The organism is uncultured Croceicoccus sp. (genome assembly GCF_947496385.1).
Classification (GTDB): domain Bacteria; phylum Pseudomonadota; class Alphaproteobacteria; order Sphingomonadales; family Sphingomonadaceae; genus Croceicoccus.
Map to the genome: position 1 here is coordinate 321,380 of NZ_CANMCP010000003.1, position 20,485 is coordinate 341,864.

17 protein-coding genes and 1 tRNA gene are annotated in these 20,485 nt (G+C 65.8%); 7 read left to right on the plus strand and 11 right to left on the minus strand.

All coding sequences use genetic code 11. From position 1 onward, the window contains the following. Positions 1 to 27 precede the first annotated feature (27 nt). On the minus strand, positions 28 to 2,910 hold the full coding sequence (polA, locus tag Q0897_RS07305) for a DNA polymerase I (RefSeq protein WP_299308563.1): 2,883 nt from the start codon (positions 2,908 to 2,910) through the stop codon (positions 28 to 30). 265 nt (positions 2,911 to 3,175) lie between these two features. Between polA and Q0897_RS07310 the strand changes: the two genes are divergently transcribed. Continuing rightward, on the plus strand, positions 3,176 to 3,448 hold the full coding sequence (locus Q0897_RS07310) for a hypothetical protein (protein ID WP_299308565.1): 273 nt from the start codon (positions 3,176 to 3,178) through the stop codon (positions 3,446 to 3,448). Positions 3,449 to 3,563: 115 nt separating this feature from the next. Here the strand turns inward: Q0897_RS07310 and Q0897_RS07315 are convergent, their stop codons facing one another. From Q0897_RS07315 to Q0897_RS07330, 4 genes are all read right to left on the minus strand, one after another. Next, positions 3,564 to 4,058 carry a gluconokinase gene (locus Q0897_RS07315; protein ID WP_299308566.1) on the minus strand — a complete coding sequence of 165 codons (495 nt, stop codon included), beginning with the start codon at positions 4,056 to 4,058 and terminating at the stop codon, positions 3,564 to 3,566. Continuing rightward, positions 4,055 to 5,089, minus strand: a complete 1,035-nt coding sequence (locus Q0897_RS07320) for a serine hydrolase (RefSeq protein WP_299308568.1) — start codon at positions 5,087 to 5,089, stop codon at positions 4,055 to 4,057. Before Q0897_RS07320 ends, Q0897_RS07315 begins: the two co-directional genes overlap by 4 nt. Before the next feature lie 119 nt (positions 5,090 to 5,208). After that, the gene (locus tag Q0897_RS07325) at positions 5,209 to 7,110 is read right to left on the minus strand and encodes a M1 family metallopeptidase (protein WP_299308570.1); all 1,902 of its coding nucleotides are present in this window, start codon (positions 7,108 to 7,110) and stop codon (positions 5,209 to 5,211) included. 88 nt (positions 7,111 to 7,198) lie between these two features. Beyond that, complete coding sequence (locus tag Q0897_RS07330; RefSeq protein WP_202082776.1) at positions 7,199 to 7,366, minus strand: hypothetical protein; 168 nt, start codon at positions 7,364 to 7,366, stop codon at positions 7,199 to 7,201. 115 nt (positions 7,367 to 7,481) lie between these two features. Between Q0897_RS07330 and Q0897_RS07335 the strand changes: the two genes are divergently transcribed. Then, positions 7,482 to 7,556, plus strand: a tRNA-Thr gene (locus Q0897_RS07335). Between the two features lie 106 nt (positions 7,557 to 7,662). Here the strand turns inward: Q0897_RS07335 and Q0897_RS07340 are convergent. After that, entirely contained in the window at positions 7,663 to 7,956 is a 294-nt protein-coding gene (locus Q0897_RS07340) for a GNAT family N-acetyltransferase (protein WP_299308572.1), read from the minus strand. A gap of 71 nt (positions 7,957 to 8,027) precedes the next feature. Then, positions 8,028 to 8,681, minus strand: coding sequence for a YggS family pyridoxal phosphate-dependent enzyme (locus tag Q0897_RS07345; protein ID WP_299308573.1), 654 nt, complete (start codon positions 8,679 to 8,681; stop codon positions 8,028 to 8,030). 40 nt (positions 8,682 to 8,721) lie between these two features. Between Q0897_RS07345 and Q0897_RS07350 the strand changes: the two genes are divergently transcribed. Both Q0897_RS07350 and Q0897_RS07355 read left to right on the plus strand, forming a co-directional pair. Further along, positions 8,722 to 9,306 (plus strand): thiamine phosphate synthase, encoded by a 585-nt coding sequence (locus Q0897_RS07350; protein WP_366519911.1) that lies wholly within the window; start codon positions 8,722 to 8,724, stop codon positions 9,304 to 9,306. A gap of 67 nt (positions 9,307 to 9,373) precedes the next feature. Then, positions 9,374 to 11,743 carry a DNA translocase FtsK 4TM domain-containing protein gene (locus Q0897_RS07355; RefSeq protein ID WP_299308575.1) on the plus strand — a complete coding sequence of 790 codons (2,370 nt, stop codon included), beginning with the start codon at positions 9,374 to 9,376 and terminating at the stop codon, positions 11,741 to 11,743. On the opposite strand, the gene Q0897_RS07360 is transcribed toward Q0897_RS07355, so the two are convergent. Then, the gene (locus Q0897_RS07360; protein WP_202082768.1) at positions 11,740 to 12,210 is read right to left on the minus strand and encodes an Lrp/AsnC family transcriptional regulator; all 471 of its coding nucleotides are present in this window, start codon (positions 12,208 to 12,210) and stop codon (positions 11,740 to 11,742) included. The two genes, Q0897_RS07355 and Q0897_RS07360, sit on opposite strands and share 4 nt — an antisense overlap. 141 nt (positions 12,211 to 12,351) lie before the next feature. Between Q0897_RS07360 and ald the strand changes: the two genes are divergently transcribed. Together ald and Q0897_RS07370 are read left to right on the plus strand one after the other, a co-directional pair. Next, positions 12,352 to 13,467, plus strand: coding sequence for an alanine dehydrogenase (gene ald / locus Q0897_RS07365; RefSeq protein ID WP_299308576.1), 1,116 nt, complete (start codon positions 12,352 to 12,354; stop codon positions 13,465 to 13,467). A 71-nt stretch (positions 13,468 to 13,538) separates the two neighbouring features. Continuing rightward, positions 13,539 to 15,362: a diguanylate cyclase gene (locus tag Q0897_RS07370; protein ID WP_299308577.1), complete on the plus strand. Its 1,824-nt coding sequence runs from the start codon at positions 13,539 to 13,541 to the stop codon at positions 15,360 to 15,362. Here Q0897_RS07370 and Q0897_RS07375 read toward each other — a convergent pair. The 3 genes from Q0897_RS07375 to Q0897_RS07385 are packed head-to-tail and all read right to left on the minus strand — an operon-like array spanning position 15,359 to position 18,368. After that, positions 15,359 to 15,781 carry an acyl-CoA thioesterase gene (locus Q0897_RS07375; protein WP_239805045.1) on the minus strand — a complete coding sequence of 141 codons (423 nt, stop codon included), beginning with the start codon at positions 15,779 to 15,781 and terminating at the stop codon, positions 15,359 to 15,361. The two genes, Q0897_RS07370 and Q0897_RS07375, sit on opposite strands and share 4 nt — an antisense overlap. Beyond that, complete coding sequence (locus Q0897_RS07380) at positions 15,778 to 16,275, minus strand: DUF2939 domain-containing protein (RefSeq protein WP_299308578.1); 498 nt, start codon at positions 16,273 to 16,275, stop codon at positions 15,778 to 15,780. The genes Q0897_RS07375 and Q0897_RS07380 overlap by 4 nt, the downstream gene beginning before the upstream one ends. Continuing rightward, positions 16,275 to 18,368: a S9 family peptidase gene (locus Q0897_RS07385; RefSeq protein WP_299308580.1), complete on the minus strand. Its 2,094-nt coding sequence runs from the start codon at positions 18,366 to 18,368 to the stop codon at positions 16,275 to 16,277. Before Q0897_RS07385 ends, Q0897_RS07380 begins: the two co-directional genes overlap by 1 nt. 195 nt (positions 18,369 to 18,563) lie before the next feature. Here Q0897_RS07385 and Q0897_RS07390 point away from each other — a divergent pair, with 195 nt between their 5' ends. Further along, complete coding sequence (locus tag Q0897_RS07390) at positions 18,564 to 20,378, plus strand: aminopeptidase P family protein (RefSeq protein ID WP_299308581.1); 1,815 nt, start codon at positions 18,564 to 18,566, stop codon at positions 20,376 to 20,378. Positions 20,379 to 20,485 lie beyond the last annotated feature (107 nt).

A 20,485-nucleotide genomic window follows, 5' to 3' on the forward strand; every position in this document is an offset into this window, starting at 1 on the left:
TCCCTCCCCTTCGCCGGCGCGGATGGATCAATGCGCCGCGCCCCAGCTCGTCCCCGATCCTATATCGACACCCAGCGGAACGTCCAGCGTGACCGACGGTCCCGCCGCCTCGGCCATGACACGCTCGATCACGGGCGCGGCGGCGGCCACGTCGCCTTCGGGCAGTTCGAAGACCAGCTCGTCATGCACCTGCAGCAGCATGCGCACGTGGGGGAGGCCCGCCTCGCGCAGCGCGGGCAGCATGCGCACCATCGCCCGCTTGATGATGTCGGCGCTGGTCCCCTGAATCGGGGCGTTGATGGCGGCGCGCTCGCTTCCCGAACGTTCGGCCTGGTTCTTGGAATTGATCCGCGGGAACCACGTCTTGCGCCCGAACAATGTCTCGGAATAGCCGCGCGCCCGCACCTGCTCCAGCGTGTGGACGATATAGCGCTGAACGCCGGGAAAGCGCTCGAAATAGGTGTCGATCATCGCCTGCGCCTCGTCCTGTCCCACGCCGAGCCGCCCGGCCAGACCCCAGCGCGATATGCCGTAGAGAATGGCGAAATTGATCGTCTTGGCCCGGGCGCGCGTGTCCCGATCGACGGTGCCGAACATCTCCTCCGCCGTGCGGCTGTGGATGTCCTGCCCTTGTGCAAAGGCTTCCTTCAACGCGGGCACGTCGGCCATGTGCGCGGCGAGGCGCAATTCGATCTGGCTGTAATCGGCGGCGAGCAGGACGTGCCCCTCCTCCGCGACGAAGGCATCCCGGATCCGGCGGCCGGTTTCCGTGCGGATAGGAATGTTCTGCAGGTTGGGATCGGTCGACGACAACCGCCCGGTCTGCGCACCGACGAGGCTGTAGCTGGTATGCACGCGCCCGGTGTCGGGGTTGATCGCCTGTTGCAGCGCCTCGGTATAGGTGGAGCGCAATTTCGACAATTGCCGCCAGTCGAGCACGCGCGCGGCCATGTCGACCCCCTCCCCGGCCAGCGATTCCAGCACCGACTGATCCGTGGAATATTGCCCGCTCTTGCCCTTTTTCCCGCCCTTGAGACCCATCTTGTCGAACAGGATCTCGCCCAGCTGTTTCGGGCTGCCGACGGCGAATTCCTCGCCGGCAAGCGTGTGGATTTCCGCCTCGAACGTGGCCATCTGCCCGGCGAATTCCTCTGACATGGCGGCGAGTTCGACCCGGTCCACCTTGATGCCCTTACGCTCCATCGCGGCGACCACGGGGACGAGCGGGCGATCGACGTTCTCGTAGATCTTCGTGCCGCCCTCTTCGGCCAGACGGTGGCGCAACACGCGTTGCAGGCGCCATGTCACATCGGCATCCTCGGCGGCATAGCGGGTCGCCTTGTCCAGCGGGACGGCGCCGAAGGGGATCTGTTTCTTCCCCGTGCCGCAGATGTCCTTGAACGTCAGCGTGGTGTGACCGAGATGCGTTTCGGACAGCGAATCCATCCCGTGCGCATTGCCGATCCCGCCCCCGCCGCGCCCGGCATCCAGCGCGAAGGACAGGATCATCGTGTCGTCGATGGGCGCCACCTCGACCCCATGCCGCGCCAGCACGTTGAGATCATATTTGATGTTCTGCCCGATTTTCAGCACCGCATCGCTGATGAGCAGCGGGCGCAACCGGTCGAGCGCCACCTCGCGGTCGATCTGCTCGGGCCGTTCCTCGAACATGTCGTCGCTGCCGTGGCCGAGCGGGATGTAGCATGCATCATTGGGGCCCAGCGCCAGGCTGATCCCCGTCAGCTCCGCCCGCATCGCGTCGAGCGCGCTGGTTTCCGTATCGATGGCGACGGCACGCGCGGCAAGGGCACGCTCGATCCACGCGTCGAGCCGTTCGACGCTCTGCACGCATTCATAGCTGTCGAGATCGGGCTTCGGCATGTCGGCGAGCGGCTGGCGCGTGCCGGTTTTCTCGCCCGCGGTCTGCGGTTTCGCCGGGTTGAGATCGGTCGGGCGCGACGGGCTCCCCGCCCCGTTGCCCAGCCGTTTCAGCAGGCTGTGGAAGCCGTGGGTTTCGAGAAATTGCGCCAGCGGTTCGGGCGGAATGCCGTTAAGCGCGAAATCCTCGATCGGCGTCGGCAGGTCGCAATCCTCCCGCAAAGCCACGAGGCGGCGGGACAGGCGCGCCATCTCGGTATGCTCGATCAGGTTTTCGCGCATCTTGGACTTCTTCATGTCCGGCGCGGCGGCCAGCACGTTTTCGAGGTCGCCATATTCGTTGATGAGCTTTTCGGCGGTTTTCGGCCCGATCCCTTTCACGCCGGGAATATTGTCGACCGCATCGCCCATCAACGCGAGCACATCGCCCAGCTTTTCGGGCGGCACGCCGAATTTCTCGACCACCTCGGCGGTTTCGATCCGCGCGTTCTTCATCGTGTCGAGCATGTCGATGCATCCGCCCTCCACGCCGTCGTCCGCGCCGGAACACGCGCCGACGAGCTGCATCAGATCCTTGTCCGAGGACACAATCGTCACGTCCCACCCCCGCCGCGTCGCCGCGCGGGCATAGGACGCGATGAGGTCGTCCGCCTCCAGATCGTCCTCTTCGATACAGGCGAGCGAAAAGGCCCGCGTCGCATCGCGGATGAGCGGGAATTGCGGTTTCAGATCCTCCGGCGGGGGCGGGCGATGCGCCTTGTAATCGGGATAGAGATCGTTGCGGAACGAATGCGACGCCTTGTCGAGAATCACGGCGAGATGCGTCGGCCCGTCCGCCTCGTCGAGATCCTGCGCCAGCTTCCACAGCATGGTGGTGTAGCCATAGACCGCGCCGACCGGCGTACCCTCCGGATTGGTCAGCGGCGGGAGGCGATGATAGGCGCGAAAGATATAGGCCGAGCCATCGACGAGGTAGAGATGCGGTTTTCGGCCCGCCGCGTCATCGCCGGCCCTTTGGGAAAGATCGTTCATGCCCGCCCGAGTAGCACCGGGCGCGGCCAAGGTCATCCATTCTTGGCGAACCGCATTGCCGGGCGGCGCGCGCCCTATGCGAAAAATGACGGTTCGCCCTATTCCTGTCACATTGTGGGGTTAAGAAAATCTGGCGTCTCGTGAAATATCGCTTGCGCTGCCTTATTTTCGCCCTTATTTACGGTTGCAGAGCCCGCCCGTGAAGGTCGGTTCGCATGCGGTCCGCCATCGCGGCCCATGTTCAACGAAATAAGGATGCATATCTATGCGTAAGATCATTCTCGCCGCTGCCATCGCCGGTTCCGCTCTGACCCTGACCGCTTGCTCGGAAGGCACGGAAGACAACGCGGAAATGACCGCTGACTCGATGGCTGCTGACACCGAAGCCAATCTGGACGCCGCTGGCGCCGAGATGGAAGAGCTGGGCACCGAGACCGAGATGATGGCTGACGATGTCGCCACCGACGTCGACCAGGCTGCTGCCGAAGCCGAAGCCGACATGCAGGACGAGACGGTTGCCGAAGCGCAGGCCGACTAATCCTTACGCATTCGCGTAAAGAATTGGGGCGCGAGGGATATCCTTCGCGCCCTTTTTCGTGCCGGCATTCCGGCCAGGCACCGCGCCGATCGCACGATTACGGCCTGTTCGCGCCCTATTCCGGCTCTGGGCAAAGCGCGCACAGGACGGCCTCGACCTGACGCTCCACCGGCATGTCGCCCTTAACCAGAATCGCGTTTTCGTCCGCATCGGGCCGTTCCAGCACCGCGCATTGATCGTCGAGCAGCGCCGGCGGCATGAAATGCCCCTCGCGCCCGGTCATCCGCGCATGCAATTGCGCCATGGTCAGCTCTGGCAAGACGAACCGCACATCCGGGCAAGCCGCCCGCAACCCGTCCCGATATTCACGTTTGAGCGCGGAACAGCTCGCCACCGCGCCATCCGACGCCGCGAGCGCATGCCCCAGCGCGCGGAGCCACGGCATCCGGTCCGCATCGTCGAGCGCGCGACCCGCCGCCATTTTCGCAACATTGGCCGGCCCGTGCAGATCGTCCCCCTCGATAAAAGGGACCGCAAGCCTTCCGGCAAGCGTGCGGCCGAGCGTGGACTTGCCGCAACCGCTCGGCCCCATGATGCACAGGTGGATCAAGGGGCGCGTCGGCCCGCCTCGTTCCCGGCATAGCGATTTTGGGCAAACCCGTTGTAGAGCGTGCGCGCGATGGACGCGATCTTCTGACTGCGCTGTGCCCGACCGCCCTGCCCGGTGACGTAGATCGCCATGACGATCACGCGCCCGTCGGGCATTTCGACAAAACCGACATCGCTCGCCGTATTGTTAAGCGTGCCGGTCTTGTGCCCGAATTCCACGCCGGAAGGCAGACCCGCCTTGATCCGGCTGCGCCCGGTCACGGTGCGGGTCATCGCGCCGATCACCACGTCGCGGCTCTTGGGGCTGAGCCATTTGCCCTGATACAGTCCGGCGATAAGCTCGACCATTTCAGCGGGCGGCGTGCTGTCGCGCTCATCCACCACCAATGCAGGGTCGAACTCGCCATCGTCGCGCACCAATGTCGCGATGTCGCGGTCGATACGCTGCCGATCGATGCCGGCGCTGCGCAGCCAGGCGGTCACCGCCTTCGGCCCGCCGACCGCGGCCAGCATCGCATCGGTCGCGGTGTTGTCGCTGCGCGTGATCATCAGCTCGATCAGGCTTTGCGCGGTAAGCATCATGCCCGGCTTCACCGGGGCGACGGGCGTCGAGAATGCCTTCGACGCGACCGGGATCATCAACGGGTATTTATGCTGAAGGCTGTAACGCCCGGCATCCACACCGGCGAGGAACGTCGCCGCGATCGCGATTTTCGACGTGCTGGCCATGGGAAAGGCCTGCTCACCCAGGATGGAAACCTCCGCCCCGGTGTTGAGATCGAGCGCGGCGACACCGATGCGCCCATTGTCCGGCTGCGCCACGGCAAAGAGCGCCTGACGCAGCGCGGGCGGCACGTCGCGCACCCGTTCGCGCCCGTCGAGAACGGCACCGTTCTCGCTCTTCAAGAATTCCTCGAAGCTCTGCGCCTGCGCGGCGCCGGCGGTCATTGCGAGACCGGCGGCGCCAAGGCCCATTGCGGCAAGTGCGGACATCGCCGTCCGCCGGATGTTCGTAAGGTTCAGTCCCAGCATGTCTTCCCCGATAGCATGGTGAGCGTTGGCCAAAGATTAACGGGGCCAAAGATTAACGCGCCCAAAGATTAACGGGCGCGGCGAAATGGTAAAGCCCCCGCCGCGCCCGTTTCATGCCGTCATTCGGAGGCCAGGATCCCCTCCACCATATTGGCGGCGATGGGGTGGTAGCCAGACCGCGATTGCGTAAAGGCGGAGCGCGCGATTTCCATGCCCCAATCGCCCTGCTCCACAAGCCCGGCATAGATCGGCCGGATGAGCAGCATCCGCCCCACATTGTCGAGGAACGCGCGCATCGCCGGCACCGCAGGTTCGTAACGATTGGCGATGGCCAGTTCGAACCACGCCGATTGCACATAGGCATTGCCGCTGTTCGAAAGGTTCAAAGCCTCATCGAGCTCCGCAAGGCGCGCGGCATCCTGCGTCCGGTCGATCCCGCGCAGGAAGCGCAGCCATTGCTGCGTCGCCCAGCCTTCGGTATCGACCGCGGAGGCCGGACCGCCCGCGTTGAACGCGGCAAGCTGCGCATCGACGGCCTTCAATGTTTCCGATTCGGGATGCACGGCATTGTCGGGAAGGCCGGGTCCGTAGATCCAGTCCTCGACCCCGATGGCCGCGAATTCCGCATCGGTCAAAAGATTGGCGCGCATGTCCGCGATCAGCCCCGCACTCGTCTGCGGCTGAAACGCGAAGCGGTCGAAATAGGACCGCAGCCAGGCGTCGAAACGGTCACGCCCCACCGCCTTTTCCACGGTGCGCAGGAAGGTGCTGCCCTTGAAATAATCGAGCTGCCCGGCGGTTTCGCCCGGTTCGCCATGCAGGCGGGTCGAGGGCGCATCCATGCCGCCCGCATCGTCGATGTCCGCGATCATCGCGCCCCGGTCGAGATCGGCATACATCGCCGCCCGCTCCGCACCATAGAGCGATTCCATGATGCGGTTTTCGAAATAGGTGGTGAACCCTTCGTTGAGCCAGCTGTCGCGCCAGCTCGCATTAGTGACCAGATTGCCCGACCAGCTATGCGCAAGCTCGTGCGCGACGACATCGGTATTCGACCGGTCGCCGGTCAGCAGCGTGGGCGTCAGGAACGTCATCACCGGGTTTTCCATGCCCCCATAGGGGAAGGACGGCGGGAGTAGCAGCATGTCGTACCGGCCCCAGCGATACGGCCCGTAAAGATCCTCCGCCGCGTCGATCATCGCCTCGACATCGCCGAATTCCTCGGCCGCGGCATCCACCATCGACGGCTCGGCCCACACGCCCGACCGTGGGCCGAGATCGCGATGGGTAAGATCGCCCACCGCCAGCGCGATGAGATAGGGCGGCACCGGATTGTCCATGACGAAGCGATAGCTGGTCCAGCCATTGCCCCATTCGTGCATGTCATCGGCCTGCCGCACGCCGCTCATCACGGGCACGAGCCCCTCTGGCACCGTGATGCGCGCGTCCCAGCTTTGCCGGATGCCGGGGCTGTCCTGCGTCGGGATCCAGCTGCGGTTGCTGATCGGCTGGCCCTGGCTGAAGAGGAACGGCTTCTCGCCGCCTGCCGTGGCCTCGGGCGGGAGCCATTGAAGCGCGCTCGCATCGAGCGCCGATACATAGTCGATCCGCACCTGCCGCGCATCGCCGATCGCGATGGTGAGCGGACGGCCCAGCGCCTCGCCCATGGCGTCGACATTCTTTGCCGCGCCGAGTTCGTAGGGCAATGCCCGGCCTTCGCCATCGGTCACGGCGCCGATCTGCAAACCCGCATCGTCGAGCACCAGCGTATCGGCATCGTCGGCGGCGGTAATGTCGAGCGTCGCGGTGCCGTAAATGCGGCGATGGTCGAAATCGGTGACGAGGTCGAGCGAGACATGGCTCACCCGCGCCTCGGCCGGTTCGGCATAGGTCCACGCATCCTGCGCCTCTGGCGTGGTCAGGACGGGGGCGGGCGCCTGCCGCTCCTGTGCATGGGCGGAAAGGGCGGGCACCATCGCGATGGCGGCGACAGAAAAGGCAAGCGTTGCTTTACGGATCATTGAATTTCCTGAAATCATGGGCGCTGCAATTAAAGCATCCCGCATGTTGAAAAGCTGAACGATAACGCCAGCGGCACGCACGGCACGGTCAGTCGGGCGGCGTCTGCGGCTTCGATGCGTCGATGGCGCGCGATTGCGCCTTTCTTCGCCGCAGGTTCGCCCGCAATTGCGCGGCGAGGCGTTCTTCGCGCGAAAGGGTGTCGGGCCGGGGCTCGGCTTCGGGTTTTTCGCCATGGGAAACGGGAGCATCGTTCATGCGTATGTGATGGCAAGCCTGTCCGCACATCGCAAGCGCCTTGACAATGACGCAGCCGCCCGCCAATAGCGCGCCCTCGACACCGGGCGGACGCAAGGCCCGGCGGTCGGCACGTGCTGCTGTAGCTCAGTGGTAGAGCGCGTCATTGGTAATGACGAGGTCGGGAGTTCAATCCTCCCCAGCAGCACCATTTCCCCCGAAATCGCAATCCGGCGCCCAACCGCCCCGCCCCGCCCATGCGGAATATGCGGAAGCGGGCCGGATCGCGCGCCCGGCGAAATCGTGCGTCCAGCGAATCAGGCGCGCAGATCGCTCCATTCGGGATGCTTGCGAAACGCCGCCTCGACATAGCTGCATTGGGGTACGATGCGAAAACCCTCTTCCTTCGCATCGGCGATGAGCGCCTCGACCAGCTGCGCGGCAACGCCCTGCCCGCCGATCGCCGGGGGGACCAGCGTGTGATCGGCAACGCGCACATCCTCCCCGCGCTTTTTATAGGTCAGGCGCCCGATCGCGTCGGCGCCTTCGACCGCGGCGTGATATTCGCCGCCATCGGCAGCCGGGTGGTGGGTAATCGTGGTATTGGCCATGGTGCAATGCTCCTTTGCCCGATCAACCGACCGGGCGGAGCAGCGTTCCAGCATGGCCTGTGCCGCGCCGCTCAGTCGCGCGCCCCGAACAGCGCCGTCCCCACCCGCACATGCGTCGCGCCCAGCGTCACGGCCGTCTCGAAATCCGCGCTCATCCCCATGGACAGCGCATCGAGCCCGTGATCCTGTGCCAGCTTGGCGAGCAGCGCAAAGAACGGCGCGGGTTCGATCCCCTGCGGCGGGAGGCACATCAACCCCGCGACCGGCACGCCTTCGTCCCGCGCCATGGCGAGAAGCGCCGGCAGGTCGGCAATCGCGCAGCCGCCCTTCTGATCCTCGTCGCCGATGTTCACCTGCACGAAACAGGGCACCGTGCGCTCCGCCTTTGCCATCGCCTTGCCCAGTGCCTTCACGAGGCTTTCCCGATCGAGCGAATGGATCATGTCGAAAACCGCGACGGCATCGTCCGCCTTCTTCGACTGCAACTGCCCGACGAGGTGCAGTTCCACGCCATCGTATTCGCGGCGCAGCACGTCCCATTTCTCCGCCGCTTCCTGCACCCGGTTTTCGCCGAACACCCGGTGGCCCGCGTCGAGGAGCGGGCGGATCGCATCGACGGGATGCGTCTTGGACACGGCGATGAGCGTGACATCGTCCGGCTTTCGGCGGGACAGTTGGGCGGCGGCGGCGATGCGCGCCTTCGTTTCGGTGAGTGGTGTCGTCATGCCGCAATGCTATAGCGGATGGGTGACATGGCGAAACCCTTTGCAACGCGGGAAGCTGCCGCGCGTCTGGCTGCTGTCCGATGTGCGCAACGATGCTGCGCTTGCCGACAGCCTGCGCCGCCTGCCGCGCGGCAGCGGGTTCGTGTTCCGGCACTATCATCTCGCACCCGAAGAACGCCGGCGGCGGTTCGGGGTGCTGCAGAAGCTGGCACGCGCGCGGGGGCATGTCGTGGCGCTGTCGGGCGATGCGGCGCTGGCGCGGGCGTGGGGGGCGGATGCGATGTACGGGCCGCCGTCGGCCCTGCGCCCGGCGCCCGGCCTGCTTCGGCTCGCGACGGTGCATTCGCTGAGCGAACTGGGCATGGCGCGGCGGGCGGGCGCGGACATGGTTTTCGTGTCCCCCGTGTTCGCCACCCGCTCGCATCCGGGCGGCGCGACGCTCGGCCCGGCGCGGGCGCTGTTGCTGGCGCGCCGGGCGGCGATGCCGGTCGCATTTCTGGGCGGGATGACGGCGGCGCGGGCGGGCCGGCTCGTCCCGCATGGCTGGGCCGCGATCGACGGGCTGAGCGGGCGGGCGGCGGGGCGAGTTTTGCACATTCGTCGCAAGCGGGCGCCGCTTTCTTGACGCGGAGTCCCGGCGCGGCGCATAATCGCGGCGATTTCGTTCGATCGTTCGTTCAATGGGGGGCCGCATGGCGACCACGGCACGGGGCGCGCCCGACTGGCGCGCGGCATGGCAGCGCAGCGTAAGCCGCACTCTGGAAATGGCAGGGGCCGCCGCGCTCTTCGCGCTCGCGCTGTTCCTGGCGCTCGCGCTGCTCAGCTATAGCCAGACCGATCCCTCGCCCAGCACGGCGGCGGGCACCGATGTCGCCAACTGGATGGGGCAGGCCGGCGCCTTTGCCGCGGAACGGCTGCTCGTGCTGTTCGGGCCGGTCGCGGCGCTGCTGCTGCCGCTGCTCTACGTGTTCGCACGGCGGCTGTGGCAATTGGCGGATCCGGAGGATGATGGCGCGCGCCCGCGCTGGTGGCGGCCGCTCGGCCTTTTGCTGCTGTCGATGGTGCTGCTGTCGGCCGTGATGGCACTTGTGTTCGACAATCCCGTCGGCGGGCTTCCTGCCGGGATGGGCGGGATCGCGGGGCTGGGCGGCGCGATGCTGATCACCGGGGTCGCGGGGCTGGCCGGGGCGGCCTATGCGGGGTGGATCATCCTGGCGCTGGCGATTGCGGCACTGGCGGCGGGGGTGGTCCTTGCCGGGCGGGTGTTCGCGATCGACTGGCGCGGGCTGATGACGCTGCCCGCGATGCTGCACCGCCTGCGCCCCGCGCGCGACAATGCGCCGCGCGAGGATATTGCGCACGAACCGAAGACGGAACGCCGCCGCGCCGCGCCCGCTGCCCCATCGGGCGACGATGATTTCACCAGTGACGAGGCCGACACCGCGCCGCGCCCGCCCCGCCGCGCGCCCGAAATCTCCGACCCCACCGCGCCGCCCAAACCCGCCGAGATGCGCACCCGGCCAAGCCAGGGCGATTTCTTCAACAGCAATTTCGCGCTCCCCAGCCCCGAACTCCTCGCCGAGCCGCCCGAACACAGCGTGCCGAAGCTCGACAAGATGGCGTTGGAGCGCAACGCACGCCTGCTCGAAAACGTGCTCGACGATTTCAAGGTGAAGGGCGAGATCACCGCCGTGCGCACCGGCCCCGTCGTCACCATGTACGAGCTGGAACCCGCCCCCGGCGTGAAGGCCGCGCGCGTGATCGGCCTCGCCGACGACATCGCCCGCAACATGAGCGCGATTTCCGCCCGCGTGTCGCCCATTCCTGGCAAGACCGTCATGGGGATCGAGCTTCCCAATGCGGACCGGCAGATGGTCGCCTTTCGCGAATTGATCACCAGCGCCGCCTTTGCCGACCATTCGGGCATGCTGCCGATCATCCTGGGCAAGGATATCGCGGGCGAACCCATCGTCGCCGACCTTGCCGCGATGCCGCACCTGCTGGTCGCGGGCACGACCGGTTCGGGCAAGTCGGTGGGGCTGAACTGCATCCTTTTGTCGCTGCTCTATCGCCTGACGCCGGCGGAATGCCGGCTCATCCTGATCGATCCGAAGGTGCTGGAGCTCAAAAGCTACGACGATATTCCGCATCTCCTGTCGCCCGTCGTCACCGAACCTGCGAAATCGGTGCGCGCACTGAAATGGGCGGTGGAGGAGATGGAGCGCCGCTATCGGATGATGAGCAGCATCGGCGCGCGCAACCTCACCGGCTTCAACGAGCGGGTGAAGGCCGCCGCCGCCAAGGGCAAGCCGCTCGGCCGCCGGGTACAGACCGGCTTCGACCCCGAAACGGGCGAGGAACTGTTCGAGGAGGAGCAGCTCGATTACGAGGTGCTGCCGCAGATCGTGCTGATCGTGGACGAGCTTGCCGACCTCATGATCACGGTGGGCAAGGAGATCGAGGTGCTGATCCAGCGCCTGTCCCAGAAATCGCGCGCGGCGGGCATCCACCTCATCATGGCGACGCAGCGTCCTTCGGTCGACGTCATCACCGGCGTGATCAAGGCGAACATGCCGACCCGCATCTCGTTCCACGTGACCAGCCGCATCGACAGCCGCACCATCCTCGGCGATCAGGGCGCGGAACAGCTGCTCGGCAAGGGCGACATGCTGTACAAGGCGAGCTCCAAACCGCTGACCCGCGTGCATGGCCCGTTCGTATCGGACGAGGAGGTCGAGGCGGTCGCCGATCACTGGCGCGCGCAGGGGGCACCCGAATATGTCGATTCGGTCACCGAGGAGCCGGAGGACGGCGGCGGTTTCAGCTTCGACGATCTCGACGGGGCGGCGGACAATCCCGACGACCGCAAGTACATGCAGGTGTGCCAGATGGTGTTCGAGGCACAGAAAGTCTCCGCCAGCTGGATCCAGCGGCAGATGGGCGTCGGCTACAACACCGCGTCCAAATGGGTGGAGCGGATGGAAAAGGACGGCCTGGTCGGGCCGGCGAACCATGTCGGGCGCCGCGAAATCTACCGCGACAAGGACGGGCAGGTGCTTTAACCGCCCGCCCCGTCCGGGACCGGATAGGCGCGCATCCGCTTGATCCGGCGGATGGAGAAGCTCGACCGCATCGACGACACGCCCGGCAGGCGTGACAGGCATTCGCGGTGGATCCGGTCATATTGGGACAGATCCGCCGCCGCCACGCGCAGCTGGTAATCATGCGCGCCGCTCATCAGGTGGCATTCGAGAATATCGTCGAAATCGCCCACGGCCGTCTCGAACCGGTCCATCGTCTCGCGGCTCTGGCTGACCAGCGTGATTTCGACGAACGCCTCGATCGCGAGGCCGAGCGCGCGCGGATTCACCCGTGCGATATAGCCCGCGATCAATCCCCGCGATTCCAGTGCACGAATCCGCCGGTGACACGCCGAGGCGGAGAGGCCGAGCGTTTCGGCAAGCTGCGCGATGGGCCGCGATGAATCGCGCTGCAACGCTTCGATCAGGGCAACATCGTGGCGGTCCATGCATGATCTTCCCGTGTTTTGTGTGGCGAACGGGAATTATTCCCACTTCATGCCGTGTAGCAAGGCGAAATAGGCGAAACATTACGCCCCATGCCGCGTATGATGGCATGACAGGACAATTCATCGACAGGACACTCCCCCATGCGCATCGGCACCCCCCGCGAAATCAAGAACCACGAATATCGCGTCGGCCTGACGCCCGAGAGCGTGCACGAACTCGTCGCCGCGGGCCACGAGCTTTGGGTCGAAAGCGGGGCGGGCAACGGCATCGGCGCGGATGACCGGCAATATGTCGATGCGGGCGCGAAGATCGTTGATGGCCCGGACCCGATCTTTGCCGATTGCGACATGGTGGTGAAGGTCAAGGAACCGCAGGCCGAAGAACGCGCGAAGCTGCACGGCGACCAGATTCTCTACACCTATCTCCACCTCGCGCCCGATGCGGCGCAGACCGCCGATCTGGTCAAGTCGGGCGTCACCGCCATTGCGTATGAAACGGTGACGGGACCGAACGGGCAGCTCCCCCTGCTCAAACCCATGAGCCAGGTCGCCGGCCGCATGTCGATCCAGGCCGGCGCCACCGCGCTTGAAAAGCGGCACGGCGGGCGCGGCACGCTGCTCGGCGGGGTGCCGGGCGTCATGCCGGGCAAGGTCGCGGTGATCGGCGGCGGGGTCGTGGGTTTCAACGCGGCGCAGATGGCGGTCGGCCTCGGCGCGGATGTCACCATCCTCGACCGCAGCCCGGAGCAGCTCGAACGGCTGGGCAATCATTTCGAAAGCCGGGCCAAGACCCGTTTTTCGAACAAGGCGAACCTGTTCGAATCGGTCTGCGAGGCGGATCTCGTTATCGGCGCCGTGCTCATTCCCGGTGCGGCGGCGCCCAAGCTTGTCACGCGCGACATGCTGTCGTCGATGAAGACGGGCGCGGTGCTCGTCGATGTCGCGATCGACCAGGGCGGCTGTTTCGAAACCAGCCATGCCACCACCCATGACGACCCGACCTATATCGTGGACGGCATCGTGCATTACTGCGTCGCGAACATGCCCGGCGCGGTCGCCCGGACCAGCACCTATGCGCTGAACAACGTGACGCTGCCCCATGCGCTCGCCATCGCGCGAGACGGGTGGAAAGCCGCGGCAAAGGCCGATCCGCATCTCGCGCAGGGTATTAACGTCCATAATGGACATGTTACCTATCGCGCCGTGGCCGAAGAACTGGGATACGAATATTTGCCGGTTTCACAGGCTATCGGCTGATCCCCCGCTAACGGTCTTTTCGGGGAATGCGTTAACTCGAAGGCTGTAAATTTGTCCTATACGCCCGTCCGATGTCGATTCGGCTGATATTCGTTCTCTTTGCTTTTCTCGCTGCGGTAACCGGCGGGATCGGCGTCGTGGGCCTCGCGCTGGCGCATCCGCTTCCGGTGGATTCGGTGAGGGCTTCGTGTTTTGCATTCGGTCCGGTCGATGCCGGGGCGGCCAGTCCCGGCGTAGGCAGTCCCGATGGGGGCGGTCCCGGCACGGCCCGTACCAACGGGGGCGAATGGCTATGCGAACCCGTCGGTCACGGGTCGGTCACCGGGCCGGTCCGGATATTGTTCGATTCGGACGACCTCGCCGCCGCGGCGCATGCCACCCATTTCGTCAGCCACGTCGCCCGTTTCGACACGCTATCGATGGCGGTGCGGCGCGGCGATAGGACGAAGGAGGTTGCGCGCTACACGCTCGACGATATCGACATGTTCGTGAACGGGCCGAATTTTGCCCTTCCGCTGCCCGATCTGCGCGGCGCGGACGCCTTGATCGTGACGGTCACCAAACCGTGGAACCGGGCCATCGCATCCGACGCGATGCTGGAACAGGCGCAAAACGACGGCGCGATGTCGCTCGGCCGGGGCCGCGGGTCCATGCTGCTGATGGCGTTTCTGTGCGGGCTGATGCTCGTGCCGCTGATCTACAATCTCGCGTTCTACCGCGTGCTGCGCAAGACCTTCATCATCTGGCACAGTGCCGCCGTCATCAGCATGCTGATCTACATCAAGATCGCGAGCGGGCTCGGCAATTATCTCCTCACGCCCAATATCCATGTGCTGTTGTTCCTCTACCCGTTCAGCTTCCTGACCGCCGCGTTTCTCGGCACGCAATTCACGGTCCGCTTTCTGGAGCCCGGCATGCTCGGCCCCGGCATGCGCCGCGCGCTCGTCGTCACGGGGTGGACCACGTTTGCCGTGCTGGGCACGATCCTGCTGCCGCTGCCCATGTTCCGCACGGTTTCGCTCACCATGTTCAGCGCGGGGTTCCTCCCCCTCACCTTCGTTTACGTCGCCGCCATGATGCAGGCGCGCCGCCGCGGTTCGCGCGCGGTGTGGTTTCAGATCATCGGCTGGACCCCGTTGCTGCTGCTCGGCCTCGAACGCATCGCCAAGGGCGTCGGCCTTTCCGAAAGCCCGCCATGGGTCGGGCAGCTGTTTTTCCTGACCCTCGCGTTCGAGGTGCTGATGACGTCGCTGGGCGTGGTCGATCGTTTCGACATCCTGCGCCGCGATCACGACCAGGCCCGCTCCCGGCTCGAAATGCTGTCCGGCCTCGTCGACCGCGATGCGCTCACCGGGATCTTCAACCGCCGCGCGCTGGAGCAGAAATTCGCCGAACTCAGGGCCGAGGGGTTTACCGGCCTCGCGGTGCTGGACCTCGATTTCTTCAAGCAGGTCAATGACCGCTTCGGCCATTCCGCCGGCGACCGCGTCCTGCAGGAAGTCGCCAAGGTGTTGAGCAGCGACGACGAGGCCCTTCCCTTCCGCATGGGGGGCGAGGAATTCGTCCTGCTCGTGCGGGGCAATGCGATGCAGGAACGCTGCGAACGCATCCGCAGCGCCATTCCCATCCGCGTCGCCAATCAGATGCCCGGCATCGACCTCGTCGTCACCGCGAGCATGGGACTGGTCGATACGCCGCCGGGCACGAGGACGAGCATGCGGCAGCTCTACGCCCATGCCGACCGGCTTTTGTACGAAGCGAAGAACAGCGGCCGCGACCGGATGATCAGCGAACGCATGCAATTCTTCTCGGCGCCCGGCCGCACGGCGGACCGCCGCAATCCGCAGACAAGTCGCGGGCGCCGCGCGGAGGACAACGGCCCCGCCGGCGCCTAATCCGCCGTCAGCACCCGGTCCGCAAGCGTGGCCGGCACACGCATGGGACGGCGCGTTTCGCGGTCCAGCATGGCCCAGGTCGAGCGCGCCGACACGATGGGCCGCGCCCGTCCGCCTGCGGCATCGTCGTCCGCCTCGCGCCGGAATGCGACCATGCGGTCGAACCGCGCACCGGCGGGGCGATCCGGCACCCAGGTTTCGGCGATGACGCTCTCCCCTTGTGCAATATTGCCGCGATAGTCGATCTCGTGCCGCGTCACGAGCCAGATCGCCGCCGCGTTCTCCTCCGCCGTGGCGATTTCGTGCCAGTGCGCGCCCGCGATGTCCTGCACCCATTGCAGCCACACGGCATTGTTCACATGGCCCATGATGTCGATATGTTCGGCCCGCGCAGTAAAGCGCATGGTAAAACGGCTCACAGATCCACCCCGACCAGCGTCCATCCCAGCCCGTCCCGCGCAAAGATCAGCGCCGGCGCACCCTGCGTCGCCGCCCCGGTCACGCGAAATTCGTCGAGGCCGCGCCGAAGAATGCGCAGGTCGGGCGCTTCCGCCTCGCGGCCATCGTCGCCGCGCTCGGGACGCATCACGACCGGCCCGGCGCGCCCTTCGCGCAGGAGCCGGGCGACACCCTCCGGCGTGACCAACCGGTCCACCACCGGCCCCGCCGCAACGCCGGCGATCCTTGCGCCCAGCCGTTCGAGCGGCGAGCCCCCGCGTGCATCGATCTCTTCATCGAGTTCGCTTACGAGTGAGCCGCGCAGCGCAGCGAAATCGACCCGCTCCTCCAACGCGGCGGCATCGCCATCGCGCGCCGCCTGCTCCAGCCGATGCAGCGCATAGCGGGGCGAGGCATAGTACCAGCCGCCGAAAAGCAGCCCGGCAAACAGCAGCAAGGCAAGAAGTTTTCGCATCACGCCGCCTTCGTCATGCCCATCTGCCACAGGATGAAGGCGAATTCCTCCGCCACTTCGCGCAGCGAATCGAACCGGCCCGACTTGCCCCCGTGCCCGGCGCCCATGTTCACCTTGAGCAGCAATTCATGGTCGTCGGTCTTGCGATCGCGCAGGCGGGCGACCCATTTGGCCGGCTCCCAGTATGTCACGCGCGGATCGTTCAGCCCGGCGGTGACCAGCATCGGCGGGTAATCCTGTGCCGTGACATTATCATAGGGGCTGTAGCTGCGGATGAGTTCGAAGGCGGCCTTGTCCTCGATCGGGTTGCCCCATTCGGGCCATTCGCCCGGCGTCAGCGGCAGGGATGCGTCCAGCATGGTGTTGAGCACGTCGACGAAGGGCACATGCGCCACCACCGCGCCCCAGATGTCGGGATCGGTGTTGACGATCGCGCCCATCAGCTCGCCGCCCGCCGATCCGCCCGAGGCGGTCACCCGGCCCTTGCGCGTATAGCCGAGGTCGATCAGCCCGTTCGCCGCATCGACGAAATCGGTGAACGCGTTGGTCCGCCGCTCCAGCTTCCCATCGAGATACCAGCGCCGGCCCAGATCGTCGCCCCCGCGGATATGCGCGATGGCATAGATGAAACCGCGATCGACGAGGCTGAGCCGCGTGGTCGAAAAACCGGGCGGGATCGCGATGCCATAGGCGCCATAGCCATAGAGATGCAGTGGCGCGGAACCGTCCTTCGGCGTATCGGCCCGCATCACCAGCGATACGGGAACCTCGGTCCCGTCGCGCGCGGTGATCGTCACGCGTTCGGTACGATATTGGGCAGGATCGTAGCCCGACGGGATCTCCTGCACCTTCAACACCTCCAGCCGCCGGTCGGCGAGGTGATAATCATAGGCGGTGCCCGGCGTGACCATCGAATTATACGACAGGCGGAGCGTATCGACGGCATATTCGGGATTATTGCCGAGGCTGGCGACAAAGCTGGCCTCGGGAAAGGCGATGGGCCGCACGTCCGCCGGATCGTCGTAGGAGCGGATCTCGATCTGGTCGAGCCCGTCGCGGCGCCCCTCGATCACCAGAAAATCGCGGAACAGTTCAAAACCGGTCAGGTAGAAATCGTCCGACCCTGCGATCAGCGTGGTCCATGCGGCGGGATCGGACAGCGGCGCCGTGGCGAGGCGGAAATTTTCGTGGGTGTCGTTCGTATGGACGAAGATCGTGTCACCGCGCATGTCGATATCATATTCGACGCCCTTCTCCCGCGCGCGGATCAGCACGGGTTCGGCCTCCGGATCGTCGGCGGGCACGATCCACGCCTCGCTCGTTTCATGATCGCTCGTCGAAATGATCAGCCATTCCTCCGTCGCGGAGAGGCCCGAACCGACGCGAAAACCTTCGTCATCCTCGTGGAGGAGCTCGGTATCCTCCGCAACCGGCCGGCCCAACCAATGGAGCCGCGCATTGTCCGTGCGCCAGTTTTCATTGGCCAGCGAATAGACGATGCCGCTGTCGCCCTTCACCCAGACCAGCGACCCCAGCGTGCCGGGAATGACATCGGGCAGGTCGGCGCCGGTGGAAAGATCGCGGAACCGCGCCTCATAGCGTTCCGACCCGTCGGTATCGGTCGCATAGGCGAGCATCGTGCCGTCCGCGCTCACCGAAAAGGCGCCGAGGCTGAAATATTCGTGCCCTTCGGCGAGGGCCGCCTCGTCGAGGATGAGCTGCTTGCCCTCCTCGCCATCGCGGCCGCCAGCGGCGGGCTTGCGCCACCATTGCTTGTACTCCGCGCCGTCGAGATATTCGATCCAGTAATACCAGTCGCCATCCTTCTGCGGGACGGAGGCGTCGGCTTCCTTGATCCGGGCGCGCATCTCCTTGAACAGATCCTCGACCAGCGCTTCGTGCGGTTTCATGCGCGTTTCGAACCAGCGGTTCTCTTCGTTGAGATGCGCGAGGATGTCCGCGTTCTCCACCTTGGGATAGCCGGCATCGCGCAGCCAGGCATATTCGTCGGTGATCGCAATGCCGTGATGGGTCGTTTGATTGTCCTGTTTCCGAGCGATGGGGGGCTGCGTCGCGGGGGTGGTGTCGGTCAAGAAAATGCCTTTCCAATGGCGGTATCCGGCCCGGTGCGACGTTCATGCGCACAGGCGGCGTGCCGACTGCGCTTTAAAGCGCGGGCCGGCGTGTCTATGTTGGGCATCTATGGTCGCGCCCCTGCCCCTGCAAGCGCGCCCGCCGATTAAACCGCCGATTGAACCTCGGCCCGATATTCCGACAAGGTAACGCCCATGTTGATGCACACCCACGAAGCCCGCCTCTCCGCCCTGCGCGAGGAATTGAAACGCCGCGATCTCGACGGCTTCGTCGTGCCGATCAGCGATGAGCACATGAGCGAATATGTCGGCGATTATGCCCAGCGGCTCGCCTGGCTCACCGGGTTCGGCGGAAGCGCGGGCAGCGCCATCGTGCTGCGCGACAAGGCCGCGATGTTCGTCGACGGGCGCTATACGCTCCAGGTGCGCGAACAGGTCGATGGCAAGTTCTGGGACTATGAAAACGTGCCGGCGACCAGCCACGGGCAATGGCTGGCGAAGAATGTCGCGAAGGGTGCGCGCATCGGGTTCGATCCGTGGCTGCACGCGCGCGGCTGGGTTGCCGACACGCAAAAGGCGCTCGAGACGGTCGGCGCCGAGCTCGTCCCGCTCGACAGCAATCCGATCGACGCGGTGTGGCAGGACCGGCCCGAACCGTCCCCGGCCAAGGCACAGCCCTACGCCAACGATCTCGCCGGCGAGACCAGCGCGAACAAGCGCGAGGCCGTGGCCCGCTGGCTCAAGGAAAATCGCTGCGATGCGGCGGTGATCGGCGCGCTCGATTCCATTGCCTGGCTGCTCAACATTCGCGGCGCGGACGTCAGCCACACGCCGGTCGCGCTGTCCTATGTCATCGTCGCCGCCGACGGGACCGCGCAATGGTTCGTCGCACCCGAAAAGGTCGATGGCGACCTTCGCGAACATCTCGGCAATCAGGTCACGTTGCGCGGGCGTGACGAGATCGAGGCCGGGCTCAACGAGCTTGGCGGCAAGCGTGTCGCGGTCGATCCCGACAGCGGGGTGGCGGCCATCTACGACGTGCTGGAGATTGCCGGCGCGACGCCCGTCACGCTCACCGATCCGATCATGCTGCCCAAGGCGATCAAGAACGCCGCCGAGGTGAAGGGCCACCGCGAGGCGCAGGCCCGCGATACGCGGGCGGTGTCCCGCTTCCTCAAATGGCTCGACGAAGAAGCGCCCAAGGGCGACATCGACGAGCTTGCCGCGGTGGAAAGGCTCTATAACGAACGCGCACAGAGCGGCGACCTGCGCGATACCAGCTTCGACACCATATCGGGCGCCGGGCCGAACGGCGCCAGCCCGCATTACCGCGTGAATGCGGAGAGCAACTGCAAGCTGGAGCCGAACAGCGTCTATCTCGTCGACAGCGGCGGGCAATATCCGGGCGGCACCACCGACATCACCCGCACCATCTGGGTCGGGCCGGACGCCCCGCATGACGAGGTGCGCGACCGTTTCACCCGCGTGCTGAAGGGGCATATCGCCATCGACACCGCGCTGTTTCCGCAAGGCACGACGGGCGGCCAGCTCGACGGGTTCGCGCGACAATATCTGTGGCAGGCGGGCGTCGATTACGCGCATGGCACCGGCCACGGCGTCGGCAGCTATCTCGGCGTGCACGAAGGGCCGCAGCGCATCGCGAAGCCCGGCGGCGGGCAGGCCGGCACGGCGCAGGAACTGCATGCCGGCATGATCCTCTCGAACGAGCCGGGCTATTACAAGGCGGGCGAATACGGGATCCGGATCGAGAACCTGATCCTGACCGTGAAAAAGGACGTGCCCGGCGCCGAACTCGACGTGCTGGGGTTCGAGACGCTGACCTTCGTGCCGATCGACCGGCGGCTCATCGATGTCGCGATGCTGACCGAGGCGGAGCGAAAGTGGGTGGACGATTACCATGCCCGCACGCTGGAGATCGCGAAATCGGTGATGGACGATGCGGGCGATCTGGCCTGGGTCGCGGCGCAATGCGCGCCTCTGGAGGGGTGACGGGGCGCCGGTCCTTGCGCGCCGATGAACGCGGGCCGGTCCCTGATACCTGTTGCGACAATTCTTCCCGCTTCTGGCATAATCCTGCGACAGGTGGGCCGCTATAA